This window comes from Shigella sp. FJ200513 (assembly GCF_040495915.1).
In the GTDB taxonomy this organism is placed as follows: domain Bacteria; phylum Pseudomonadota; class Gammaproteobacteria; order Enterobacterales; family Enterobacteriaceae; genus ECMA0423.
Window position 1 is genome coordinate 1 of the sequence record NZ_JBDYCV010000021.1, and the last position, 23,883, is coordinate 23,883.

At 52.1% G+C, this 23,883-nt stretch carries 22 protein-coding genes and 2 pseudogenes; 6 read left to right on the forward strand and 18 right to left on the reverse strand.

Annotated elements, in window-relative coordinates:
* The first annotated feature begins 265 nt into the window (after positions 1-265).
* The gene (gene yicS / locus ABZJ92_RS06930; protein WP_000805504.1) at positions 266-559 is read left to right on the forward strand and encodes a protein YicS; all 294 of its coding nucleotides are present in this window, start codon (positions 266-268) and stop codon (positions 557-559) included.
* A 40-nt stretch (positions 560-599) separates the two neighbouring features.
* Here the strand turns inward: yicS and nepI are convergent, their stop codons facing one another.
* The 3 genes from nepI to adeQ all read right to left on the reverse strand — a co-directional run bounded on the left by nepI (position 600) and on the right by adeQ (position 3,840).
* On the reverse strand, positions 600-1,790 hold the full coding sequence (nepI, locus tag ABZJ92_RS06935) for a purine ribonucleoside efflux pump NepI (protein WP_001288549.1): 1,191 nt from the start codon (positions 1,788-1,790) through the stop codon (positions 600-602).
* 210 nt (positions 1,791-2,000) lie between these two features.
* Positions 2,001-2,453: a DUF1198 domain-containing protein gene (locus ABZJ92_RS06940; RefSeq protein ID WP_005051995.1), complete on the reverse strand. Its 453-nt coding sequence runs from the start codon at positions 2,451-2,453 to the stop codon at positions 2,001-2,003.
* Positions 2,454-2,505: 52 nt separating this feature from the next.
* Positions 2,506-3,840, reverse strand: a complete 1,335-nt coding sequence (adeQ, locus tag ABZJ92_RS06945; RefSeq protein WP_001362489.1) for an adenine permease AdeQ — start codon at positions 3,838-3,840, stop codon at positions 2,506-2,508.
* Between the two features lie 174 nt (positions 3,841-4,014).
* Here adeQ and adeD point away from each other — a divergent pair, with 174 nt between their 5' ends.
* The gene (gene adeD / locus ABZJ92_RS06950; protein WP_001065670.1) at positions 4,015-5,781 is read left to right on the forward strand and encodes an adenine deaminase; all 1,767 of its coding nucleotides are present in this window, start codon (positions 4,015-4,017) and stop codon (positions 5,779-5,781) included.
* Between the two features lie 45 nt (positions 5,782-5,826).
* On the opposite strand, the gene uhpT is transcribed toward adeD, so the two are convergent.
* The 7 genes from uhpT to ivbL all read right to left on the reverse strand — a co-directional run bounded on the left by uhpT (position 5,827) and on the right by ivbL (position 13,038).
* The gene (gene uhpT / locus ABZJ92_RS06955; protein WP_000879194.1) at positions 5,827-7,218 is read right to left on the reverse strand and encodes a hexose-6-phosphate:phosphate antiporter; all 1,392 of its coding nucleotides are present in this window, start codon (positions 7,216-7,218) and stop codon (positions 5,827-5,829) included.
* Between the two features lie 137 nt (positions 7,219-7,355).
* Positions 7,356-8,675, reverse strand: a complete 1,320-nt coding sequence (uhpC, locus tag ABZJ92_RS06960; RefSeq protein WP_005051998.1) for an MFS transporter family glucose-6-phosphate receptor UhpC — start codon at positions 8,673-8,675, stop codon at positions 7,356-7,358.
* Positions 8,676-8,684: 9 nt separating this feature from the next.
* Positions 8,685-10,187: a signal transduction histidine-protein kinase/phosphatase UhpB gene (gene uhpB, locus ABZJ92_RS06965; protein ID WP_005052000.1), complete on the reverse strand. Its 1,503-nt coding sequence runs from the start codon at positions 10,185-10,187 to the stop codon at positions 8,685-8,687.
* Positions 10,187-10,777: a transcriptional regulator UhpA gene (gene uhpA, locus ABZJ92_RS06970; RefSeq protein WP_000633668.1), complete on the reverse strand. Its 591-nt coding sequence runs from the start codon at positions 10,775-10,777 to the stop codon at positions 10,187-10,189. The genes uhpB and uhpA overlap by 1 nt, the downstream gene beginning before the upstream one ends.
* Positions 10,778-10,851: 74 nt before the next feature.
* On the reverse strand, positions 10,852-11,142 hold the full coding sequence (gene ilvN, locus ABZJ92_RS06975) for an acetolactate synthase small subunit (protein WP_001181711.1): 291 nt from the start codon (positions 11,140-11,142) through the stop codon (positions 10,852-10,854).
* 3 nt (positions 11,143-11,145) lie between these two features.
* On the reverse strand, positions 11,146-12,834 hold the full coding sequence (ilvB, locus tag ABZJ92_RS06980; RefSeq protein WP_000168493.1) for an acetolactate synthase large subunit: 1,689 nt from the start codon (positions 12,832-12,834) through the stop codon (positions 11,146-11,148).
* Between the two features lie 105 nt (positions 12,835-12,939).
* Positions 12,940-13,038, reverse strand: a complete 99-nt coding sequence (ivbL, locus tag ABZJ92_RS06985) for an ilvB operon leader peptide IvbL (RefSeq protein ID WP_001312198.1) — start codon at positions 13,036-13,038, stop codon at positions 12,940-12,942.
* 564 nt (positions 13,039-13,602) lie between these two features.
* On the opposite strand from ivbL, the gene tisB reads away from it, so the two are divergent.
* Positions 13,603-13,692 carry a type I toxin-antitoxin system toxin TisB gene (tisB, locus tag ABZJ92_RS06990; protein WP_000060506.1) on the forward strand — a complete coding sequence of 30 codons (90 nt, stop codon included), beginning with the start codon at positions 13,603-13,605 and terminating at the stop codon, positions 13,690-13,692.
* A 123-nt stretch (positions 13,693-13,815) separates the two neighbouring features.
* Here the strand turns inward: tisB and ysdE are convergent, their stop codons facing one another.
* Positions 13,816-13,890, reverse strand: coding sequence for a protein YsdE (gene ysdE / locus ABZJ92_RS06995; protein WP_211180519.1), 75 nt, complete (start codon positions 13,888-13,890; stop codon positions 13,816-13,818).
* A gap of 81 nt (positions 13,891-13,971) precedes the next feature.
* Between ysdE and emrD the strand changes: the two genes are divergently transcribed.
* Positions 13,972-15,156 (forward strand): multidrug efflux MFS transporter EmrD, encoded by a 1,185-nt coding sequence (emrD, locus tag ABZJ92_RS07000; RefSeq protein WP_000828746.1) that lies wholly within the window; start codon positions 13,972-13,974, stop codon positions 15,154-15,156.
* 7 nt (positions 15,157-15,163) lie between these two features.
* Here the strand turns inward: emrD and ABZJ92_RS07005 are convergent, their stop codons facing one another.
* The 3 genes from ABZJ92_RS07005 to ABZJ92_RS07015 are packed head-to-tail and all read right to left on the reverse strand — an operon-like array spanning position 15,164 to position 16,357.
* Positions 15,164-15,661: a radical SAM protein gene (locus ABZJ92_RS07005; RefSeq protein ID WP_000148063.1), complete on the reverse strand. Its 498-nt coding sequence runs from the start codon at positions 15,659-15,661 to the stop codon at positions 15,164-15,166.
* Positions 15,658-16,020, reverse strand: coding sequence for a DUF202 domain-containing protein (locus tag ABZJ92_RS07010; protein ID WP_001113432.1), 363 nt, complete (start codon positions 16,018-16,020; stop codon positions 15,658-15,660). Before ABZJ92_RS07010 ends, ABZJ92_RS07005 begins: the two co-directional genes overlap by 4 nt.
* A complete protein-coding gene (locus ABZJ92_RS07015; RefSeq protein ID WP_000703959.1) occupies positions 16,010-16,357 on the reverse strand; it encodes a YidH family protein in 348 nt (115 codons plus the stop codon). Before ABZJ92_RS07015 ends, ABZJ92_RS07010 begins: the two co-directional genes overlap by 11 nt.
* A 108-nt stretch (positions 16,358-16,465) precedes the next feature.
* Between ABZJ92_RS07015 and yidI the strand changes: the two genes are divergently transcribed.
* A complete protein-coding gene (gene yidI / locus ABZJ92_RS07020) occupies positions 16,466-16,879 on the forward strand; it encodes a protein YidI (protein WP_000511292.1) in 414 nt (137 codons plus the stop codon).
* Positions 16,880-16,925: 46 nt separating this feature from the next.
* On the opposite strand, the pseudogene ABZJ92_RS07025 reads toward yidI, so the two are convergent.
* Positions 16,926-18,368, reverse strand: a pseudogene (locus tag ABZJ92_RS07025) (sulfatase-like hydrolase/transferase).
* 34 nt (positions 18,369-18,402) lie between these two features.
* Entirely contained in the window at positions 18,403-20,118 is a 1,716-nt protein-coding gene (locus ABZJ92_RS07030; RefSeq protein ID WP_001087134.1) for a solute:sodium symporter family transporter, read from the reverse strand.
* 166 nt (positions 20,119-20,284) lie between these two features.
* Between ABZJ92_RS07030 and ABZJ92_RS07035 the strand changes: the two genes are divergently transcribed.
* Complete coding sequence (locus ABZJ92_RS07035) at positions 20,285-21,178, forward strand: helix-turn-helix transcriptional regulator (RefSeq protein ID WP_005086230.1); 894 nt, start codon at positions 20,285-20,287, stop codon at positions 21,176-21,178.
* On the opposite strand, the pseudogene ABZJ92_RS07040 reads toward ABZJ92_RS07035, so the two are convergent.
* Both ABZJ92_RS07040 and ABZJ92_RS07045 read right to left on the reverse strand, forming a co-directional pair.
* A pseudogene (locus ABZJ92_RS07040) lies at positions 21,175-21,989 on the reverse strand (family 4 glycosyl hydrolase). The gene ABZJ92_RS07035 and the pseudogene ABZJ92_RS07040 overlap by 4 nt on opposite strands.
* Complete coding sequence (locus ABZJ92_RS07045) at positions 21,989-23,605, reverse strand: PTS sugar transporter subunit IIB (RefSeq protein ID WP_000952127.1); 1,617 nt, start codon at positions 23,603-23,605, stop codon at positions 21,989-21,991. The pseudogene ABZJ92_RS07040 and the gene ABZJ92_RS07045 overlap by 1 nt, the downstream one beginning before the upstream one ends.
* Positions 23,606-23,883: the final 278 nt, after the last annotated feature.

A 23,883-nucleotide genomic window follows, 5' to 3' on the forward strand; every position in this document is an offset into this window, starting at 1 on the left:
TTTCTGCTCATTATTAGCTCCTTCTGATGCCATTCTATTTCAGGAAGGAGTGTCCGTTAAACTCAGGCTACCTCATATAGCGGTAAGGTCGCTGCGGTTTAAAAAACGAAACGCTATCGATAAGAATAAAAAGGAATAAAAGTGGAATATAAAGTCTGGCACTTCTTACTGACCACGCAAGCGCGTTTCGTACAGCATGATGAGAGCGATGAAAGCAAACTACACTTATGCTTCATTCGATACACATTTGTAAAAGGTTGAATCCATGAAACCAACGACACTACTGCTTATTTTCACTTTTTTCGCTATGCCAGGCATCGTATACGCCGAGTCGCCTTTTAGCTCACTGCAGTCCGCAAAAGAGAAAACCACGGTATTACAAGATTTACGTAAAATTTGCACGCCACATGCGTCATTATCAGATGAAGCGTGGGAAAAGTTAATGTTGTCAGATGAAAACAATAAACAACATATACGCGAGGCCATCGTGGCGATGGAACGTAATAATCAGAGCAATTATTGGGAAGCGTTGGGTAAGGTAGAATGCCCGGATATGTAAGAACAGCAACAACTACTGACCAACGCTTCTTTACCTGATATCAGGATTTCTTCATTTTCACCTTTGCAGTAACCAACAATGCAGTCAGCAACATCAATGTGCCGGACAACATCAACGGCGAAGTCAGACCAATATTATCCAGCGCATAACCGCCGATTGCCGCGCCACAGGTATTAGCAAGCTGAATAACCGCCACCTGAATAGACCCGGCTTTTTCTGCCTGATCGGCCAGCGAGCGGGTGATCCACGTTGACCAGCCGACGGGAACCAATGCAAAAGTTAGCCCCCAGATAATCGCCACGCCGGTAGCAACGATTTTATCGCTTCCCCACAACGTCAGTACCAACGCACTCACAGCCAGTATTAACGGCGCGCCTGCTAAGGCCAGTTTTACCGAACGTTTAAGAATGAACGACGAAAGCGACGTACCAATAAAGCTGGCGATACCAAAACTCAACAGCACCAGCGTTAAGCCATCCACGCCGAATCCCGCCAGGTTCATATACACCGGGCGAATATACGTGAAGAAAGCAAACTGCCCGGCGAAAGACATGAAGATGGCGATCATCCCTGCCATCACACCCGGACGTTGTAATAAGCGGAAAGTATTTTGTTTCTGATGCGAGGGTTCGCCTGGCAGTGAAGGCAATGATTTGATAATCCAGAAAATACACAGCACGCCCATCACCGCCGCCGCATTAAAGACATTGCGCCAACCGATAAGCTCGCCTAAAAAACTGCCCAACGGCGCGGCAATCACCAGCGCAATAGAAACCGCGCCGAAGATCACCGACAGCGCCTTCGGCACCGTACGCGGCGGTACCAGACGCATGGTCAGCGACGCCGACATCGCCCAGAACCCGCCCAGCGCCAGCCCCAGACAGGCACGACCGATTAAAAGCAAACTGAATGAGTTAGCAAAGGAAACCAGCAAGCAGGAGAGCGTCAGCAAAACGGCAAACAAAATAACAACGTAGCGGCGGTCAGTGGCCTGAATTGTCTGGGTAATAAACAAACTGGCAAACATTGCCACAAAGGCGGTCACGGTCACCGATTGCCCGGCAACCCCTTCCGAAATGCCTAAATCCTGGGCCATTGGCGTCAACAAACTGACGGGCAAAAACTCAACGATAATCAGACAGGCGACACAAAACGCCACCGAGAAAACGGCTGACCAGTTCGGTCGGGTGATGGCATCCGCGCCGCGGTTTTCGGCAATAAATTCACTCATGGTGTTACCCGTGGCATGTTTCAGGGGAAAAGCCGACCACTTTAACATTGAAATGTGTGACGAATTTAACGTTTTTGCAACTTTTACGGTGTTGCTTGAGCTGGAGTTAAGATCGAAACGGAACAGGGCAAAGATTACCGGATGCGGCGTGAACGTCTTATCCACCCGACAGGTCAGGCGCGGTCTGTAGGCTGATAAGACGAAACGGTTTCAATGCAACCAGTGAACGCCCTCGGCAGGCTGAAAGAACGCGTTATAGCGCATCTGAAAAGCATTAATATCCTGCATTTCAGGTTCGGTTTCACGCAGAAAACCCAGCGCCAGCCTGACCTGAGCATCGGTAATCGGCGCGGAAAGGCGGGCTTTTTGTAAAATCCGGTGCCATTGCAGCAGGTTCTGTTCGCTATCATCGACAATGACAATTTGCCAGATAAGCAACACCTGCGCGGCGTTTTGCAGGTGCGACTCATCCGGGCGATGCAAATAACGTAAAAATTCGTCACCGGCTGACTTTCCCATTTGATCGACCATCGACTCCACGGGTACGACATCGATATTCAGCCGATCGCTGAGACGGCGAATCGCTTTTCTGGCCCCGGATGTCAGCACCCGAAAACCAACCACAAACACTACCGCCAGCGTGGCGAGCATTATCCAGATCATGAGTTCTCCTGCGTAATCAGAACTCATGATATCTGGAAACCCTCGCCAGTTACTAATCCACCAGAATAATCTTCAATGCGAACAGAGCTGCGACCACCACCACACACAGGTTCAGATCGCGCCAGCGCCCGGTGCACACTTTCATGATGCAGTACGACATAAAGCCGAGTGCAATCCCTTCGGTGATCGAGAAAGTAAAGGGCATCATCACCGTGGTAATAAACGCAGGCACCGATTCGGTAAAATCATCCCAGTTAACGCGCGCCAGGCTCGAAGTCATCAGCACGCCAACAAAGATTAACGCTCCAGCGGTTGCGTAAGGAGGAACCATCGCCACCAGCGGTGAGAAGAACATAACTAACAGGAACATAACGCCGACCACGACAGCCGTTAGCCCCGTGCGACCACCGACTGCCACACCAGAAGTACTTTCAATATAGGCAGTAACAGACGAGGTACCGATAAATGCGCCTGCCACCGAACTGACGCTATCAACATACAGCGCCTTATTCATATTGGGGAATTTACCGTTGCTATCTATTAAGCCCGCTTTATCAGTTACACCAATTAATGTTCCTGATGAATCAAATAGGTTGATCAGCATAAAGGAGAAAATGATACCGGCGAGTTCAAGTGTTAACGCGCCGCTCAAATCTACTTCACCAATGACGCCGCTAATATCAGGCGGAATGGAATAGACGCCGCTAAAATGAACATCACCGAAAAATAATCCACAGCAAGACGTCACCACAATAGAAACCAGCACCGCGGCATGAAAATGACGTGATGACAACACGGTTATAATAAAAAACCCTAAAATACCTAACAACACGCCGTGAGAACTTAAATCGCCAATCATCACCAGCGTGTCTTTATTGGCGACAATAACACCAGTGTTTTTTAATCCCATTAAGGCAATAAATAATCCGATTCCACTGGTGATACCAATACGTAAACTTAATGGAATGTTGGAGATCATCCAGTACCGGATACGAAACAGCGTGAGCAAAAATAGCCCAATTGCGCCCCAGAATATCGCGCCCATCCCGGTCTGCCAGGAGATCCCCATCGCCCCCACGACCACGAACGCAAAGAAGGCGTTCAGCCCCATTGCCGGAGCCAGCGCCACGGGTAAGTTAGCAAATATCCCCATCGCAATACTGCCGATACCGGCAATCAAACAGGTGGTAACAAACACCACTTTCGGGTCCATTTGTGCCGCGCCGAGGATTTGCGGGTTCACAAAAACAATGTACACCATGGTTAAAAAAGTGGTCATCCCCGCAATCAATTCTGTGCGGACGGTGGTCCCATGCTGAGGTAGTTTAAATAATCGCGAAAGCGTCCCTGATTCATTACTCACGTAATCGGTATTGTCATTATTCATTTTTTTGTCCATTGGAGGAGATTTAATCCCTTGCTTTTGTAAAACAAATGACAACAACGGTTCAGTGATAATTATCACATTTCAATTGCACATTAATAGATATTCTTTAATAATCTCGCGACGTTTCTTTATGATAAATAATAATCAAATTGATAAAATCAAAATGAGAAAAATATGAATAATTCCATTAACCATAAATTTCATCACATTAGCCGGGCTGAATACCAGGAATTGTTAGCCGTTTCCCGTGGCGACGCTGTTGCCGATTATATTATTGATAATGTCTCTATTCTCGACCTGATCAATGCCGGAGAAATTTCCGGCCCAATTGTGATTAAAGGACGTTACATTGCCGGTGTTGGCGCAGAATACGCTGATACTCCGGCTTTGCAGCGGATTGATGCTCGCGGCGCAACGGCGGTGCCAGGGTTTATTGATGCTCACCTGCATATTGAATCCAGCATGATGACGCCGGTCACTTTTGAAACCGCTACCCTGCCGCGCGGCCTGACGACCGTTATTTGCGACCCTCATGAAATCGTCAACGTGATGGGAGAAGCCGGATTCGCCTGGTTTGCCCGCTGTGCCGAACAGGCAAGGCAAAACCAGTACTTACAGGTCAGCTCTTGCGTGCCCGCTCTGGAAGGCTGCGATGTTAACGGTGCCAGTTTTACCCTTGAACAGATGCTCGCCTGGCGGGACCATCCGCAGGTTACCGGCCTTGCAGAAATGATGGACTACCCTGGCGTAATTAACGGGCAGAATGCGCTGCTCGATAAACTCGATGCATTTCGCTACCTGACGCTGGACGGTCACTGTCCGGGTTTGGGTGGCAAAGAACTTAACGCCTATATTGCTGCGGGTATTGAAAACTGCCACGAAAGTTATCAGCTGGAAGAAGGACGCCGGAAATTACAACTCGGCATGTCGTTGATGATCCGCGAAGGGTCCGCTGCCAGCAATCTCAACGCACTGGCACCGTTGATCAACGAATTTAACAGCCCGCAATGCATGCTCTGTACCGATGACCGTAACCCGTGGGAGATCGCCCATGAAGGGCATATCGATGCCTTAATTCGCCGCCTGATCGAACAACACAATGTGCCGCTGCATGTGGCATATCGCGTCGCCAGCTGGTCGACGGCGCGCCACTTTGGTCTGAATCACCTCGGCTTACTGGCACCCGGCAAGCAGGCCGATATCGTCCTGTTGAGCGATGCGCGTAAGGTCACGGTGCAGCAGGTACTGGTGAAAGGCGAACCGATTGATGCGCAAACCTTACAGGCGGAAGAGTCGGCGAGACTGGCGCTGTCTGCCCCGCCATATGGCAATACCATTGCCCGCCAGCCAGTTTCCGCCAGCGACTTTGCCCTGCAATTCACGCCCGGAAAACGCTATCGGGTCATTGACGTCATCCATAACGAATTGATTACGCACTCCCGCTCCAGCGTCTACAGCGAAAATGGTTTTGATCGCGATGATGTGTGCTTTATTGCCGTACTTGAGCGTTACGGGCAACGGCTGGCTCCGGCCTGTGGTTTGCTCGGCGGCTTTGGCCTGAATGAAGGCGCGCTGGCTGCGACAGTCAGCCATGACAGCCATAATATTGTGGTGATCGGTCGCAGTGCCGAAGAGATGGCGCTGGCGGTCAATCAGGTGATTCAGGATGGCGGCGGGCTGTGCGTGGTACGTAACGGCCAAGTACAAAGTCATCTGCCGTTACCCATTGCCGGGCTGATGAGCACCGACACGGCGCAGTCGCTGGCGGAACAAATTGACGCCTTGAAAGCCGCCGCCCGTGAATGCGGTCCGTTACCCGATGAGCCGTTTATTCAGATGGCGTTTCTTTCTCTGCCAGTGATCCCCGCGCTAAAACTAACCAGTCAGGGGCTATTTGATGGCGAGAAGTTTGCCTTCACTACGCTGGAAGTCACGGAATAATAAAAAAAGCCCGGCGTCATGCCGGGCAAAAGTCACCAGTTACGTTTATGCCACTGTCAACTGCTGAATTTTTTTCTCGCGGCGGATTTTGCGTTCTTCCATTACCGCCACTATCGCCATCAGGCAGATACAACCAATCGCGGCGATATCCAGCGCGGCGAAGGTGCCTGCCCAGCCGGTAAGGCCGAATACCGGCGTCCCATCGGCAATCATTCCCAGACCTAACTTGGCAAAGCTGTCACCAATCAGGTAAGCAAAGGTGCCTTTAATACCATCGGCAGCGCCAATCGCTTTTTTAGGTACAAAGCCAACAGCAGCCACACCAATCAACAATTGCGGGCCAAAGACCAGGAAACCCAACGCAAAGAGAGAAGCCAGATAGATATATTCGTTACTGGCATGTTGATACACACCGAGCGTGGCGATAATCAGCGCCAGCGCGATGCAGGCCACCAGGCCACGGCGACCGTTCGCCAGGTCAGAGAGCCAGCCCCACAGCAGCGTACCGACCAGCGCACCAGCTTCAAACAGCGTAAAGCCCTGAATCGCCACCGCTTTAGAGAGTTTCAGTTCCTGGAACGCGTATACGGTTGACCACTGGTCGATACCAATACGTACCACATAGAGGAAAATGTTGGCGAAGCACAGCAGCCAGATCACTTTGTTTTTCAGCACATACTCAACAAAGATCTGCCACTTGGTCATATCGGTAGATTCTGTCTCTTTGTCCTCTTCGCTGATCTCCTCGCCGAACAGTTCTTCAGCTTTGCCGAGGCCATAAGATTCCGGGGAGTCGCTGCCGTAACGCAGGCCGATAAAACCGACAATCAGCGCGATAATCGACGGGAAGATAAACATGCCGATGACATGGCCATCGAACAGGTAATTTGCCCCGAACAGCGCCACACCTGCTGCGCCTGCACCGCCAAGGTTGTGAGAAATATTCCAGAAACCGAGGAATGTCCCGCGTTTACGACGCGGCGTCCATTTGGTGATGGTGGAGTAACTGCACGAACCGCCGGTACTCTGGAAAAAGCCGCTTAAGGCGTAGAAGGCAATCATCAGGAACAGGCTAACCGAGCCGCTGCCCATACTGGCACTGAAGCCCAGCATACAAATGGCAGAGAGGATAAGCATGAACGGCAGGAATTGTTTGGTGTTTTTGCCGTCGGCGTAGTATGAAACCAACGTTTTACCCACGCCATAAGTGATGGAGAAACCCAGGCCGATCATCCCCAGCTGCGTCATGCTCAACCCGTAGGTCGAAATCATATCGTTCTGCGCGATGTTAAAGTTCTTGCGAATCAGGTACATCGTCAGGTAGCCGATAAAGACCACCAGGTAGGATTGCATGAACGGTTTGAACCACATTTTGCGCCGCACTTCGAGCGGAAGGTCCAGGGTCGGCTTGCGAACTTGGTTTAGGAAAGCCAGCATGGGTTACTCCTGAAATGAATACCTGCGTGAGGCATGCATTGTAAAAATCAGCAGCAAATCAGGCCTGAGATAGCGTCCAAGAAAAACCTGGAAAATTTCTTAGTTTTGCCGGATATGAAGTGAAAAGGTGAGATGCATCACGCTTCACGCGGTGTCTGGGCGTTCAAAAAGGGCAGTAACAGCAGTGCGGAAATCCCGGCGGCGATAGAGATAACCACAAAAAATCCGCTCCAGTGCCAGGTATCGAGCACTTTCGCCAGCGGCCAACCAGCAAGCGACGCCCCCAGATAAGCAAACAAGCCGACAAACCCCGTCGCCGCCCCTGCCGCCTCTTTGTGGGAACACTCTGCCGCCGCCATACCAATTAACATCTGCGGGCCAAAGACAAAAAAACCAATGGTGAAGAAGCAGGTTGCCTGCATCACGTAGCTGGCAAATGGCATCAGCCACAGCGAGCCGACTGAAAGCAAAATTCCGGCGGCGAAAATCAAATTCATCGGCCCACGGTTGCCGTTAAACAATTTGTCCGAGCCCCAACCGGCTACCAGCGCACCGATAAATCCGCCCAGTTCAAACATCGTCACTGCCGTATTCGCCGTGACCAGATCGACGCCCAGCGTCTCGGACATATACAAATTGCCCCAGTCGTTGATCGCCGCCCGGACCACATAGACCAGCACATAGCAAAACGAAAGCAGCCAGATATACGGATTCAGCAACACATATTTGGTGAGGATCTCTTTACGCGTCAACCCTGCCCCTTCTTGTTGTTGAGCAATTTCCAGCGCGTCGTGCCGCCATTCACCGACCGCCGGTAAACCTAACGCCTGCGGGCGATCGCGTAGCCGCCAGCAGAGAAAAATCCCCACGACTATCGCCATACAACCAGCAATCATCATCCCGGCACGCCAGCCGTAATGCAGCGCGCTCGCTGCCATCACAATGGGAATGAGTGCGCCGCCGACGTTATGCGCCGTGTTCCATAATGCCCACCAACCGCCGCGCTCGGTACGTGAATACCAGGCCGTTAACAGACGCGCACACACCGGTGAACCCCAGCCCTGGAAAAAGGCGTTCAGCACCCAGAGCACGGCAAACGCCCATAGCGACGTCGAGAAGCCAAACAGAATGTTCATGATGCCCGTGGCGATAAGCCCTATCCCCATAAAATAACGGGCATTTGAGCGATCGCTGACAATGCCGGAGACAAACTTCGACACGCCGTAAGTAATGTAAAACAGGGTCGCTAACAGGCCGATATCGCTACGGCTGAGCACGCCGTTAGCAAGGATTTCTGGTACCGCGGCGTTAAAACTTTTCCGCGTGAAGTAAAACAGCGCGTAACCCAGCCAGATGGTCAGCAGAATATGCCGACGCCAGTAGCGATAACGGGCATCAATTTCATGTTTATCAGTCATTAATGGCGCATCGGCAGGCGCTTTCAGAAACGGCAACATCATCGAACCTTAGACATAACGTTGAGGTAGAGAAACGCTGACACGCGTGCCGTGCAGACAGGAAATGTGTAATGTGCCGCCCAGCGCCGTTACGCGCTCGCGCATTCCGGTGAGGCCAAAACCTTGTTGCCCGGAACCCGGCGGCAAACCGCTGCCATCGTCTTCAATCACCAGCATCAACCGTTCATCCTGCTGCCAGCCTTGCAGCGTAACCGCGCTGGCATCGGCATGTTTCACAATGTTGTTCAGCCCTTCCTGGCAGACACGAAACAGCGTCACGCGCTGGTTTTCGCTTAATGCTGATTCATCGATACGCCATTCGAGATGGCTGACAATGCCGCGCCCTTCCAGCTCCATTTCCCGCATCAGTGAGCGGATGGCCTGCTCCAGGGTGAGATCATCCAGCTGGCGCGGACGTAACCGTCCTAACAAACGGCGCACCGCGTCGTAAACGCCCAGCGACAGTTGTTCGATGAGCTGCCCGCTCTGCTTCACACTGGCGTTATCTGCCGCCAGCCGCTGAACAATGCCCGCCTGAGTACGAATAGCAGTGATGGTCTGACCGATATCGTCGTGCAGCTCACGCGCCACGTCGCGGCGCACGCTCTCTTCGGTTTCTAACAAACGTTCAGCCAGATGCTGATTGCGCGCCAGTTCCTTTTGTAGCGACTGGTTAAGTTCACGCAACCGCTGGATGCCTGCGCCCAGTAACAACCCTGTCAGACTTTGCACCAGCAACGAGAGTAATAAATCCACCAGATGATCGCGCCAGGTTTGACTGGCGATCAGCGCGATGGCGTTCATCAACGTCGCAATCAGCGCTCCTTGCCAGCCATAGTGCCAGGCCAGCGCGATAATCGGCAGCGCCAGACAGAATGGCGTAAAGCGCGACAGTTCGTCCGGCAATCCCAACTGGAGCCAGAGACTGATAACAAACAGCAGCAAGTACCAGACCAGATGCCGCCCGCGCCAGTTGATGGGCTGAGAAACCAGTGACGGGCCGAGCGGCAGCCAGGTGTTATTGGCGAGATAGTGCCAGAACACCAGACATATCGGGGCCAGCGTCAGACCGCCAGTTAAAGTCAGCAACAGCGCATTCCACGACTCTTTGCCGTGCCAAAGCCAGGGCAGCGACTGCAACAACGCCGCCGCCGTTAACGCCGCACCCTGTAACAGCAAGGTGCGCCAGTCACGCTGATGGCGATAGCGCGAGATCAGCGCTACGGGCAGTAACGTCAGCAAACTACCGATCATCAATAACGGAAAATGGGTTAAACCGACCGCCTGCGTTAGCCAGTAAATCAGCAGCCACTCCGCACCCAGCAATACGGGCCAGTATCCGCGCGGGCATTGCAGCATTAGCCCCAGACGCAGACCAAACGGAAATAACAGCACCGCCATATCAGGGCGCTCAACCAGATGCAGGCTGATACTCCATAGGCAAAACCATGCGGCAGAGAAGATAAAAAAGCAGGCAATAACGGTAATTAAGCGGGAGAACAACGTCTTCATCACCAGCCATCAAACATGCGGCGCGCCAGCTCTACGTCGTTACTGACGCCCAGTTTTTCCATCAGATTGGCGCGATGGACGTGTACCGTTTTCGGTGACAAGCCCAGTTCGGCGGCAATCTCTTTCACCGCCATTCCTTGCGCCAGTTTTTCCGCCACCTGGCGTTCACGTTTGGTCAGCGGGTCCTGACGACCGGATGCCAGTTTAATGGCAATATCCGGCGTCAGATAACAGCCGCCCGTGGCAACCGTATGCACCGCAGCAATGAGTTCATCCGGGCTACAGCGTTTGGAAAGAAAGCCGCGTGCCCCCGCGTTAAGCGCCTGCTCAACCAGCGCAGGACTGTCGTGAACGGAGAGCATAATCGTCGCCATACCTTTCGGCAGCTGGCTTAGCAGCTCCAGACCGGAGATATCGGGCATGGAGATATCGCAAATACACACCTGCACACCGCGCCCCGGCAGCCCCGCCAGCGCCTCGCGCCCCGAACCAAACTCGGCAACTACCTGCAAATCAGGTTCCAGCCCCAGCAGCTGCGCAAAGCCGGAGCGGACGATGAGGTGATCGTCTATAAGGGCAACGGTGATCATGGTCTTGTCCTGGCGGGTAAAAAAAAACGCGCTTACCTTAACGATAAGCGCGATGTTGTTCAAGCCTTGAGCGGTTACTGAAAAAACACCGCGATCTTGTTAAACATCGTCGGATCGGACTGATTACGCTGCACTTTCACGACATCTTCCAGCTTAGCGATTTGGCTTATCATCTGCTCCAGACGCTGGTCGTCATTGACCAGTAGCCAGATATGGCTTTTGTCGCTGTCCTGAATCGGCAGACAAAGAATGCCTTCAACGTTAAAAGCGCGGCGGGCAAAAAGGCCACAAACGTGGGTCATTACGCCCGGATGGTTGCGAACGGTGAGCTCCAGAATTACGTTGTTATGAGTTGTGTTTTGCATGGCTTATTCCCCCACCATTTCAGTATTCGCCGCACCTGGCGGCACCATCGGGTAAACTTTTTCTTCGGCATCAATGCGCACATGGATCAGCGCCGGGCCAGGGCGATTGATGATTTCCTGCAATGCAGCCTGCGGATCGGCTTCGTTATTCAAATCACAGGTTTCGAGGCCGAATCCGGCGGCAATCTGCATAAAGTTGATTTTGCCCGGATAGGTGGCGGCAAAAACGCCTTGCTCGTAGAACAGACTCTGTTGCTGATGCACCAGCCCCAGCGCTTCGTTGTTCATCAGAATGATTTTGACATCCAGCTGATTTTCACTGGCGGTCGCCATCTCCTGAATATTCATCATCAGGCTGCCGTCGCCGGAGAAACACAACACTTTGCGATCCGGGTTCGCCAGCGCCGCGCCAATCGCCGCAGGCAGGCCAAAACCCATCGTGCCCAGCCCACCGGAGGTCAGCCACTGGCGTGGGCGATTGAGCGGATAAGCTTGCGCGGTCCACATCTGATGCTGACCCACATCGGTGGTGATAATCGCATTGTCATCGACACAGGCGGCAACGGCGTTGATCAGGCCGTAATGGCTTAATGGATCGCACGCTTTCGGGATTGGACACGGGAATTCGCGCTGCAAATCCGCTACCAACTGGTGCCACTCTGCACGCGGTTGCGCTTCCACCCGCGGGATCAATTGCGCCAGCACGTCATCAACATCCGCCTGAATCGCCACATGCGGCTGCTTGATTTTACCCAGCTCTGCGCGATCGATATCGACATGAATAATTTTGGCATTCGGACAGAACTGCTCGGTTTTGCCAATCGCCCGGTCATCAAAACGCGCACCGAGCACAATCAACAAATCCGCCTCCTGCAAAATATAGTTGGTACTGCGCACGCCGTGCATCCCCAGCATACCCAGCGACAACGGATGCGCTTTTGGCAGCATGCCCAGCGCCATTAAAGTCATGGTGGTAGGCAGTTGCGCTTTCTCCGCCAGTTCACGCACCCGCGCAGGCGCATTGATCACACCACCACCCAGATAAAGCACCGGGCGTTTGGCAGCGTTAATCATTGTAGCTGCGTCACGAATGCTTTCTTCGCTAAAGGCGGGTGCAACGGCTTTTTCTGCCACCGCGGGCTGAGCTTCAATCTCAAAAACCGCCGTTTGTACATCCTTAGGAATGTCTATCCACACCGGGCTAGGGCGGCCTGATTGCGCAATGCGGAAGGCATCGCTCATGACCTGTGGGAGCTCTTCGATATGTCTGACCAGATAGTTGTGTTTGGTGATGGGGATAGAGATGCCGTAGGTGTCCACTTCTTGGAAGGCGTCGGTGCCGATCATCGAGGCGGGAACCTGACCAGTGATGCAAATCAGCGGGATGGAGTCCAGCCGCGCATCAGCAATGGCGGTCACCAGGTTAGTCGCACCCGGCCCGCTACAGGCCATACAGACCGCCGGTTTACCGTCGGTGCGCGCCATTCCCTGAGCGATAAACCCCGCGCCCTGTTCATGGCGAGCCAGAATATGGCGGATTTGCGTGCTTTGGCTTAAGGCGTCGTAAACAGGCAGGATAGAACCGCCCGGAATGCCCGTCACAATCTTAATGCCCTGCTGTTCCAGGAAATGAACGATAAATTCTGCGCCGGTAAAGCGCTTACGCGTCGATGTTGTGCCCGAACTTGCCATGCTCCAGTCCTTTTCTTCTGGGCCGACTTTCCGGGAGGTGCTTAAACGAAAAACCCCGCCCGGTTTGCGCCGGCGGGGTTTTGGAATCGTGTGTTGTTCCAGTCCCTACGGCGCATTGCCGACGACCACCACCACACGCACGACGACCACTGCGGCGGATGGCGCAGTTGGTAGTAGTTTTGCGTTGAACATGGAAGTAGTCATTGGGGACCTTGTTGGTTTTGTGTTTAACAATATTTATACAAGCACAGCTTTACAGGGGAGACAATGGAAAATTTTTCAGCAAGGGAAAATTGAGGGGTTGATCACGTTTTGTACTGAATTGCAGATAACAAAAAACCCCGCCGGAGCGAGGTTTCGTCAGCCGCCTGCGGCTGGTAACCGCAAAGCACACTGTATTATGTCAACACTGAAAGTATACGTGTTCCGCGCAGAACGCGCAATTTCGGCACGAATTTTGACGTATTTAGTGCATAGTTGAGTATCGTTCACAGTTTGCGTTTTGTCCAAATATTACTGTTTATTTATACAGTAAGCTTCTATAATATCACTGTACGCAATGTGTTATGCGGGGGCCGCATCGTTACCCGGCGCACTAAGTCCTGGCTGAAACGGGTGGTGCCGTCAGCGCCTTAACCCCGCGTGAGCACACTGTGTTATGTCAACAAGCACAACGTTTCTCCTTGAGATACCGCGTGCACAACAGCTGGCAACAGGCAGCGGAAAGGTACGTCAGCTGGCAGTGCTCCTGAACCACAGGAGACGCGTATGAGCCTGGTGGATATCGCCATTCTTATCCTCAAACTCATTGTTGCAGCACTGCAACTGCTTGATGCTGTTCTGAAATACCTGAAGTAATTCAGATTCAAGTCGCACCAAAGGGGAGCGGGTAACCGCTCCCCTTTTATATTTAGCGTGCGGGTTGGAGTCGGATGCGATGCTGACGCATCTTATCCGCCCTACCATCCCTCCCGGCAACATTTATTGCCGCTTTTGTTTACATATTCTGCCGCTAAACAATTCCCCATTCCTGGCGTATATCTGGCTAACATTCATCAATGTGATAGATTCCTCTCCCGCATTTATGGGAATGCGTAGTGACTTATTCTAATTATTTTTATAAAAGCATCCGTGATAATGAAAAGGCAAAGAAACGTCAATTTGTTATTGATGTTGGTATTACTCGTGGCCGTCGGTCAGATGGCGCAAACCATTTATATTCCAGCTATTGCCGATATGGCGCGCGATCTCAACGTCCGTGAAGGGGCGGTGCAGAGCGTAATGGGCGCTTATCTGCTGACTTACGGTGTCTCACAGCTGTTTTATGGCCCGATATCCGACCGTGTCGGTCGCCGACCAGTGATCCTCGTCGGAATGTCCATTTTTATGCTGGCAACGCTGGTCGCGGTCACGACCTCCAGTTTGACGGTATTGATTGCCGCCAGCGCGATGCAGGGGATGGGCACCGGCGTTGGCGGCGTAATGGCGCGTACTTTGCCGCGTGATTTATATGAACGGACACAGTTGCGCCATGCTAACAGCCTGTTAAACATGGGGATTCTCGTCAGTCCGTTGCTCGCACCGCTAATCGGCGGTCTGCTGGATACGATGTGGAACTGGCGCGCCTGTTATCTCTTTTTGTTGGTTCTTTGTGCTGGTGTGACCTTCAGTATGGCCCGCTGGATGCCGGAAACGCGTCCGGTCGATGCACCGCGCACGCGCCTGCTTACCAGTTATAAAACGCTTTTCGGTAACAGCGGTTTTAACTGTTATTTGCTGATGCTGATTGGCGGTCTGGCCGGGATTGCTGCCTTTGAAGCCTGCTCCGGCGTGCTGATGGGCGCGGTGTTAGGGCTGAGCAGTATGACGGTCAGTATTTTGTTTATTCTGCCGATTCCGGCGGCATTTTTTGGGGCATGGTTTGCCGGGCGTCCTAATAAACGCTTCTCAACGTTGATGTGGCAGTCGGTTATCTGCTGCCTGCTGGCTGGCTTGCTGATGTGGATCCCCGACTGGTTTGGCGTGATGAATGTCTGGACGCTGCTCGTTCCCGCCGCGCTGTTCTTTTTCGGTGCCGGGATGCTGTTTCCGCTGGCGACCAGCGGCGCGATGGAGCCGTTCCCCTTCCTGGCGGGCACGGCTGGTGCGCTGGTCGGCGGTCTGCAAAACATTGGTTCCGGCGTGCTGGCGTCGCTCTCTGCGATGTTGCCGCAAACCGGTCAGGGCAGCCTGGGGTTGTTGATGACCTTAATGGGATTGTTGATCGTGCTGTGCTGGCTGCCGCTGGCGACGCGGATGTCGCATCAGGGGCAGCCCGTTTAAGCGCACGTCACCGCAGCATCGTCATCAGCTCCATGGGAGAACGATGCTGCTTTATCAGATCACGCATCACCCGCATATGCGGTGCGGAGTAAGAATAAAACGCCTGATAGCCCGCACAAAGCACGCTGTCTGGCGTCTCCTGCCGAGCGTGCGGGCACAGGCGATGCCAGTCGCACGCCTGGCAGTCACGGCGCGGTTGCGGGTTTTCGCTGCCACACCATTTTTGTAAGGTGGCGTCAAAAAGCTCAATCGAGATACGACTGATATCTGCCCGCACCCAACACTCAAACAGGGCAATTAAAAATTTCCCCCACAGCTCTGCTGTCACCGAAGCGGCCGTCAGATCGCCCCGGTCATCAAATTCAAGATAGGGAATGAGCTGTACGGAGCGGATGCCCCGCTGTTTGAAATTGTGATAAAAATCGGCAGGTTGCAGAGCATCCTTGTACTCTACAACCAGCTTATGCCTGTCCTCTTCAGCATCAATGACCTGACTTCCTGTCATGCGACTCTCTCAATAAATACGATAAGTTGATGTATATGCGTTACAGCAAACAGTATTGCGAGAGATAACACCGCGAGGGAGATCAAAAATTTGTCACGGACTACGTGAAATTGGGAAAAATCGCTATTCGTGACATCCATTAAATTGCGATTACGGGTGTAGTGCCAGAGGATCAGCGCCACGATGGCGAGGATGCCAATCGAAATCCAGAATAACATGCCCGCCTGGTGCCAGTTGTGTTTGATAGCCAACGCCATCAACGCGCCGTAGCCCAGCATGGTACGAAACCACGCCAGTGATGTGCGCTCCGGCTGCAGCCCTGGGTCGGCAATGCGTCTGGCTTTACGGCTATCCGGCATACAACACCAGTCCCATAACGATCACCGCCACAACCATCAATATTAAGCTGATGATTAATAAGCTGTTGGTGTAGGGCAGGTCCTCTTTCAGACGCATCGCTTTTTCATTGCGTAACCAGCGCAGGTAGCCATACATTGCTAACCCGCCGGAAAACAGACACAACAACAACGCCAGCAGTTCACGAATGACGGGCGTGGCGAAATCTGGCGCAAGTTGATCAAGCCCAACCCCCGCCGCCAGAAATCCTAGTGCGGTACGGATCCACGCCAGAAAAGTACGCTCATTAGCCAGCGAGAAGCGGTAATCGGGCGCTTCTCCAAGGCGGGAAATTTTCATTGTTGCTCCTTTGCAATTTCACTAACGCTCTATCTTTAGCGGTTTTTTTTAAGAATTTCGTCCGCCCGTTTCCTGATATGCTTTTGCCATCCGCTACAAGGAGGTCAGATGGGTATCATAGCGCAAAATAAAATCAGTTCATTGGGCATGCTGTTCGGTGCCATCGCTTTAATGATGGGGATTATCCACTTTTCATTCGGCCCTTTTTCCGCACCACCGCCAACGCTTGAAAGCATCGTGGCGGACAAAACGGCTGAAATTAAAAGAGGTCTTCTCGCCGGAATAAAAGGCGAAAAAATTACCACTGTGGAGAAAAAAGAGGACATGGATATCGATAAAATCCTCGATCAAAGCGGTATCGCACTGGCCATTGCTGCGCTACTTTGCGCATTTATTGGCGGTATGCGTAAGGAAAATCGCTGGGGCATTCGCGGCGCGCTGGTTTTTGGTATCGGCATCGTGTGCAGCATTTTGCTGATATTCCTGATTTTTTCCTTCCTGACCGGCGGTTCGCTGGTTTAAGCAGCCTGAATAATGCCCGCCGGGTGATCATCAGCGGGCATTATCGTCAGAATTTCTGTTTTTTCTCCTCCACCTTCACTCCTTGCGTCGGTAGGCCGGTGTCATAGTCGCGTACCACTGGCGAATAGCCATCTTGTGGGCGTGGGCGAAACGCCCCCATCCAGCGCGGTCGTGCATCTTTACGCCACGGACGCAGACTCCATTGGTAACTGCGGAACGGATCGCGAATTTTGTCCATGTAATCCAATAAGGCGTCATGCATTTTGCTGCGAACGTCTGCAAAACGGATATCATCGATCAGGTTATGCATTTCATTTGGGTCATTACGGCGATCGTAAAGTTCATCACTGGTGAAGAGGTTGAGCACCAGTTTAAAGTCATCCGTCACCCAGCAACGCACCGGAATAAAACCGCCAAAGCTGTCATGCTCAATCTCGTAGCGGTTAAATTCCACCATCACGCCGCGTGGCTCTTTCACGGCAAGGATATTTTCCCCCGGCAGAATCTCTGGTTTTTCAATATCTGCCAGCGCCATCATTGTCGGCAGTAAATCAATATGACTGACTGGCGTATCGACCTGTCGCCGCTCCCCTTGCGGCGAACGGATGATCAGCGGAATACGGGTGATGTCGTCATACATCGCCGCTCCTTTACTGATCAGCTTATGTGCGCCCATCATTTCACCGTGATCGGAGGTATAAATGACCCACGTATTTTCACGTTGCTCTGGCGTTAAGGCATTGATGACACGTCCGATTTGGTCATCAACAAAGTCATTGCAGGCAAAATAGAGCGGATGGTGATAAAGCCCGTCATCACCGACTGGCGATGGCATCGCCTGCGCCCATAAGCGGTGATGTTCCGGTTTGTTCGCCAGGTCATCCTGTGATTTCTCGCCAAGTTCGTAGTAAAAATCAGCGTATTTCTCTAAATACTCCACCGGACAGGTGAACGGGTGATGCGGCTCATCATACGAAACCACCATCAGGAAGGGTTCCTCGGCGCGCACGGGCTATTGCAGAAAATCTACCGCTCGATTGCTGATGCGGTGCGCCCAGGTGAAGGTTTCGTCAATATGGTTCGCCTGTAAATCTTCGACGCTGTTTAGGCCATTGCGCCACAGGCTGATCTCTTTTTCCGTCAGTTCGCTAAGATAGTTCGCCCCATCAAACCAGTAATCAGCATCCCACTCCGGCGGACACTCGCCAGTGCCGAAATAGTCATGACCGTCGAGATGCCATTTGCCGATGTAACAGGTGTGATAGCCGGCATCCTTAAAGTAGCGCCCCATAGTGGAGATGTTTTTGCCTGGCGCGACGTTGTTGGTCCACGGGCCGGACTGGTTAGCGTAGATACCGGTGAATAGTCCGGCCCGTGCAGGCGTACAAACCGGTGAACAAGTGTAGGCGGAATTAAAGCGAATACCTTCCGCCGCCAGACTATCAATATTTTGCGTATTCAGCGGTTTACCGCTATAGCAACCGACCATATTGGTGGCCTGGGTATCGGTCAATTGGGGCGTTTCATAGGCTATCCTTCGCGTCGGGAGTAAAGGTTACGGCTGGGTCGTGACGATGCCACCAGCTGTCAAAAATCAGGTAGACAATCACTACGGCAGCGATGAAATAACTGATCATCGCTAACCAGCGCGTACCGTAGCCGCCGAATTCAGCCAGCCCGACATAGACGCCAATCATCGCGAACAGGATACCAATTGACGCGATCTTGACGTTTTTCCACGGTTTCATGTCCACCGCAAACGCATCTTTGAAGGTGAACGGCGTGGCGCGCGGTTTGATAAAACCGATCACCAGCATCACGACCACGTTGATGCAGAACGTACAGGCCAGCACATAGAGGAAATGGAAGTCGAACTTCACCAGATAGTTGATGGTGATGTAGCTGATTATGCCAATCCCCATCGCCACTTTTGCCGCCAGCGCCGGGATGCGCGGAAAGAAAAAGCCCATAATGATGATGGTAACCAGCGGCACGTTGTAAATGCCGTTGAGCTGTTTCATCCAGCTATACAGCCCCTGCGGCGCGTTCGCGATCCACGGCGCTACCAAAACCGAAACGATAGCGATAAAGAAACCAAATTTGCGCCCGACGGTGACCAGCTGCTGCGGCTCGGCATTCTGGTTAATGATGCGACGGTAAATACCCATACTGAATAATGTACTGGCGCTATTCAGAAAGCCGTTGAAGGTACTGATCACCGCACCAAATAACACCGCGCCGAAGAAACCCTCCAGTGGCACTGGCAGAACGTTATTGACCAGCGTCGGGTAGGCCATGTCGGCTTTCGGTAGATCCTGATACAGATGAAACGCAATCAACCCTGGCAGCACCAGTACCAGCGGGTCGAGCATTTTCAGCACCGCCGTTAACAGCGCCCCCTTTTGCCCTTCCGCCAGGCTTTTTGACGCCAGCGTGCGTTGCACGATGCCCTGATTTGTACACCAGTAAAAGGTGTTCACCAGAATTAAACCGGTAAATGCCGCGCCAATCGGCAAGGGATCGGTCGGGCCACCGACTGAGTTTAATTTCTCGGCGTGAACGGTGGTAATTTGCTCAATGCCCTGCATAAAGCTGCCCTTGCCTATCGCGATCAGGCCAAATACCGGCACCATCAACCCGCCGATAACCAGCCCAATACCGTTGATGGAGTCCGCCACTGCCATTGCGCGCAGTCCGCCGATCACCGCATACAAAATTCCCGCCAGACCAAGCAAAATTACCAGTAGCCAGATAGCCGCACCGTGAGAAATCTGTAGCGATTCCCCGACGTGAAACAGGCTGTTGAGCGCCAACGCGCCGGAGTAGAGAACAATCGGCAGAAAGCAGACGCCGGTGGCAATGAGGAAGCAGAAGTCGATGATAATACGCGTCGTTTTATCATAACGTTCCTCCAGAAAATCGGGGATGGTGGCAATGCCGCGCTTCAGATAGCGCGGTAAAAAGATTAGCGCGAGGAAGATCAGCGTCACCGCTGAAGTCACTTCCCAGCCCATCACCGACATGCCGCTTTTGTAGGCCTGCCCGGAAAGACCAACCAGTTGTTCCGTGGAAAGGTTGGTTAACATTAACGAAGCGGCAATAACCGGCGCTTTTAGTGAACGTCCGGCAAGAAAATAGCCTTGTTGCGATCCGGTATCTGTTTTGCGAACCTTCCACCAGGTGATCACCGCCACCAGCAGCGTAAAACCGACAAAACTCAAGATTTGTAACGAATTCATCTCATAGCCCTTATTTATGTTTATGTCCCGGACGCATGAATATAGGGAGAGGTAAAATGCGTCGGGTCAGGCAGTCAGATTCTTAAAATACAAACGTCGTATCCCTGAACGGATTGTTTTCTGTTAAGTTCAGGTTGTGAGCATAATTCGCCGGAGGGATATTAAAATGAATGGAAAATTGCAAAGTTCAGATGTAAAAAACGAAACTCCGTACAATATTCCCTTATTGATTAACGAAAATGTGATCTCCAGCGGAATTTCTCTGATCTCGCTCTGGCATACCTACGCCGACGAGCATTACCGGGTGATCTGGCCGCGGGACAAGAAGAAACCGCTTATCGCCAACTCATGGGTTGCGGTGTATACCGTACAAGGATGTGGGAAAATTCTTTTAAAGAATGGCGAACAAATAACTCTGCATAGCAACTGTATTATATTTTTAAAGCCAATGGATATTCACTCTTATCACTGTGAAGGTTTAGTCTGGGAACAGTACTGGATGGAATTTACCCCCACCAGTATGATGGATATTTCCGTTGGTCAGCAAAGCGTTATTTATAATGGCGAAATTTATAATCAGGAACTCACCGAAGTTGCTGAGTTAATAACTTCACCAGAAGCAATAAAAAATAATCTGGCAGTCGCTTTTCTGACGAAAATTATTTATCAGTGGATTTGTCTTATGTCCGCAGATGGTAAAAAAGATCCACAACGGCGGCAAATTGAAAAATTAATTGCCACTTTACATGCCAGTCTGCAACAACGCTGGAGCGTAGCTGATATGGCTGCCACGATCCCCTGTAGCGAAGCCTGGTTGCGTCGTCTGTTTTTACGCTATACCGGCAAGACGCCGAAAGAATATTACCTCGATGCGCGTCTGGATCTGGCGCTATCGCTATTAAAGCAACAAGGAAACTCGGTTGGCGAAGTCGCTGATACGCTCAACTTCTTCGACTCCTTTCATTTCAGCAAAGCCTTTAAACATAAATTTGGTTATGCGCCGTCAGCCGTGCTAAAGAATACGGACCAGCACCCAACGGATGCCAGTCCACACAATTAACGTAACTCTGGCCAGTACGCTTTGTTGGCCTCCAGCAACTCATCCAGAATAGCTTTGGCGACCGAGGCGCTCGGTACCGTTTTCGACAACGTAATCGCCTGCCACAGGTGCTGATATGAACGCTGTTCCCAGGCGTCCACGACCAGTTTTTCCACCGCCACTTGCTGACTCATTAACCCTTTCTGAAACTGCGGGATATCGCCGACCACCAGTGGTTCAGGCCGTAGTAGCGCACGCGCATCTGTTTGCGATCTTGCAGCCCAACAATTTGCGCCATCCGGCTTTCAATACCGATTGGCATGTCACAGATGTTGAGGATTTTCGCATTCGGGCGCAGACGACGCGTGGCTTCTGCGACAATTGCTGCCGGGTTGGAGTAGTTGAGCATCTAGGCGTTTGGTGAATATTTTTCCATATAATCCACCAGTTCCAGGACGCCGCCAATGGAACGCATGCCGTACGCTATTCCGCCGGGTCCGCAAGTTTCCTGACCAACAACACCGTGGCGCAGTGGGATTTTTTCATCCAGTTCGCGCATCGGGTACTTGCCGACGCGGATGTGCGCCATGACAAAATCAACGTCGCTGAACGCCACTTCAGGATCGGTGGTGTAACTAAACGCAATGTCCGGCGCTTTTTCTTTAAGGATGACTTTACAGGCTTCGGCAATCACTTCCTGCCGCGCGCCATCGTTATCATAAAATTTCAGTGCACGAAGCGGGAAACGGTCCTGATTCGCCAGGAGCATCAACACGATGCCTGGCGTAAAGGTGCTTCCACCGCCTGCGACAACCACTGAGAATTTGGTCATTATACTGCCTCCGTAATGGCAACATTTTCTGCTGATTGATGAGAATTAATTAAGCTATCGAGCTGTTCACGCAATTGGGATACATGCAGACCAATGATCACCTGAATGGCATCGCCACTACGGAAGACGCCGTGCGCTCCCAGCTTTTTAAAGACTTCGTCATCCAGCGTTTGTGACATGTCATGCAGTGCAATACGTAGACGCGTCGCGCAATTGTTAATGCTGGAGATATTGCCGACCCCGCCCAGGGCTTGCAGGATACCGGCAGCCTGATCCAGCTCTTTTTTTGGCTCTGCAGCGGTGGTTTGGCCTCGCGAGGCTTTGTATTCGGCTTTTGAGTAGAGTTTCACTTCCGCATCTTCACGTCCCGGCGTGCACATGTTGAACTGCAGAATCAGGGTGCGGAAAACCACGAAGTACAGCAGGGTAAAGCACAACCCAATGGCGATTTGGGTCAGCATCATATCCGCGTGGTTGCTGAACATCGGGATCCAGTTTTGCGGTAAAACCTGGTCAATCAGACCTCCGCCCATGTTGCCCACCACACCAAAGAGATACATTACGGTCGACATTGAGGCCGCCAGCACGGCGTGTACCGCAAACAGCAACGGTGAAATGAACAGGAAGGTAAATTCCAGCGGTTCGGTAATTCCCACCAGCATGGCGGTTAAGGTTGCGGGAATCAGCAAGCCCGCCACTTTTACCCGATTTTCCGGTGCGGCAGTGAAGTACATCGCTAAAGAAATGCCCACGGCACCAAAGATTTTTGAGTTACCGTGCAGGGCAAAACCGCCTTCCGGGAACAACGATTTCAGTGGCTCGGCGCTCAGACTGAACTCTTGCAGATGCTGCGCCCAGTACATCTGAATGCCGCCTTCAACAGCTGCCGGACCAAAGATAAACGGTCCGTAGATGAAGTGGTGTAAACCGGTTGGGATCAGAATACGTTCGAGGAAGGTGTAAACCCACACCCCAAGCGCACCCGCCGAACGCAGGAACGCTTGCAGAGATTCAATCCCCATTTGTACTTTTGGCCAGCCGAGCAATGTCAGCCAGGCACAGGGGATCATCACCAGGAAGGCGATAATCACCACATAAGACGTCCCCTGGAAAATGCCGAGAAAAACCGGCAGTTTTTTATCGAACAGACGGTTATGCAGCGCCGTCACAATGCCGGAAATGATAATTGCGCCGATAATGCTGGTATCGAGGGTTTTAATCCCGGCCATCATTGTCAGACCGCTACCTGCCACCGCGTCCTGAGTGAAATCGACGCCGAAGTAGCTTCCCCAGGTCATTCCCATCGCATTGATGAAATAGTTCCAGGTCAGGAAACTCACCATCACCGCCAGACAAGCACGTCCCTGCGCTTGCTTAGCAAGGCCAATGGGTAAACCGACAGCAAAAATCAGCGGCATATTACGGAATACCGTCCAACCGCCCTCTTCAATAATGTGTACGATTTGCGCGAATAAACTGTTCGGATCGGTCAGTGATTCCCCGACAAACATCGGGTTTTGCAGCAAGATGGCAAGACCCACCACAATCCCGGCGAAGGGAAACAGCAGCACTGGCGTGAACATCGCGCCGCCAAAGCGTTGAATTTGACTGAGCATTTCCACATCCTCTTTTCTCAATTCTGTAAGTAGGAAGCCTGATTGGTTATGCGGCAGACCTGGAGCGAGGATAGGAAGATGCGATCGGCAGAACATGACGACCCAATGGGATTCGTGATCGCTTTCATGCTTTTCGTTGGGCGGTAGAGATCTACGTTTTCGCGAAAAAGTAGACATCTGTGAGCACAGGTACACAGCATCGAACACATCTTTAAAAAAAAGATTTTTTTCAATCGATTAAGCAGAACTTGTGGGCGCATTACCCGTGCTTGCAGGCA

Excerpts from the sequence above, each read along its gene's own strand:
- yicS (WP_000805504.1), top strand. The coding sequence starts at position 266 with ATGAAACCAACGACACTACTGCTTATTTTCACTTTTTTCGCTATGCCA.
- nepI (WP_001288549.1), bottom strand. The coding sequence starts at position 1,790 with ATGAGTGAATTTATTGCCGAAAACCGCGGCGCGGATGCCATCACCCGA.
- ABZJ92_RS06940 (WP_005051995.1), bottom strand. The coding sequence starts at position 2,453 with ATGATCTGGATAATGCTCGCCACGCTGGCGGTAGTGTTTGTGGTTGGT.
- adeQ (WP_001362489.1), bottom strand. The coding sequence starts at position 3,840 with ATGAATAATGACAATACCGATTACGTGAGTAATGAATCAGGGACGCTT.
- adeD (WP_001065670.1), top strand. The coding sequence starts at position 4,015 with ATGAATAATTCCATTAACCATAAATTTCATCACATTAGCCGGGCTGAA.
- uhpT (WP_000879194.1), bottom strand. The coding sequence starts at position 7,218 with ATGCTGGCTTTCCTAAACCAAGTTCGCAAGCCGACCCTGGACCTTCCG.
- uhpC (WP_005051998.1), bottom strand. The coding sequence starts at position 8,675 with ATGTTGCCGTTTCTGAAAGCGCCTGCCGATGCGCCATTAATGACTGAT.
- uhpB (WP_005052000.1), bottom strand. The coding sequence starts at position 10,187 with ATGAAGACGTTGTTCTCCCGCTTAATTACCGTTATTGCCTGCTTTTTT.
- uhpA (WP_000633668.1), bottom strand. The coding sequence starts at position 10,777 with ATGATCACCGTTGCCCTTATAGACGATCACCTCATCGTCCGCTCCGGC.
- ilvN (WP_001181711.1), bottom strand. The coding sequence starts at position 11,142 with ATGCAAAACACAACTCATAACAACGTAATTCTGGAGCTCACCGTTCGC.
- ilvB (WP_000168493.1), bottom strand. The coding sequence starts at position 12,834 with ATGGCAAGTTCGGGCACAACATCGACGCGTAAGCGCTTTACCGGCGCA.
- ivbL (WP_001312198.1), bottom strand. The coding sequence starts at position 13,038 with ATGACTACTTCCATGTTCAACGCAAAACTACTACCAACTGCGCCATCC.
- tisB (WP_000060506.1), top strand. The coding sequence starts at position 13,603 with ATGAGCCTGGTGGATATCGCCATTCTTATCCTCAAACTCATTGTTGCA.
- emrD (WP_000828746.1), top strand. The coding sequence starts at position 13,972 with ATGAAAAGGCAAAGAAACGTCAATTTGTTATTGATGTTGGTATTACTC.
- ABZJ92_RS07005 (WP_000148063.1), bottom strand. The coding sequence starts at position 15,661 with ATGACAGGAAGTCAGGTCATTGATGCTGAAGAGGACAGGCATAAGCTG.
- ABZJ92_RS07010 (WP_001113432.1), bottom strand. The coding sequence starts at position 16,020 with ATGCCGGATAGCCGTAAAGCCAGACGCATTGCCGACCCAGGGCTGCAG.
- ABZJ92_RS07015 (WP_000703959.1), bottom strand. The coding sequence starts at position 16,357 with ATGAAAATTTCCCGCCTTGGAGAAGCGCCCGATTACCGCTTCTCGCTG.
- yidI (WP_000511292.1), top strand. The coding sequence starts at position 16,466 with ATGGGTATCATAGCGCAAAATAAAATCAGTTCATTGGGCATGCTGTTC.
- ABZJ92_RS07030 (WP_001087134.1), bottom strand. The coding sequence starts at position 20,118 with ATGAATTCGTTACAAATCTTGAGTTTTGTCGGTTTTACGCTGCTGGTG.
- ABZJ92_RS07035 (WP_005086230.1), top strand. The coding sequence starts at position 20,285 with ATGAATGGAAAATTGCAAAGTTCAGATGTAAAAAACGAAACTCCGTAC.
- ABZJ92_RS07045 (WP_000952127.1), bottom strand. The coding sequence starts at position 23,605 with ATGCTCAGTCAAATTCAACGCTTTGGCGGCGCGATGTTCACGCCAGTG.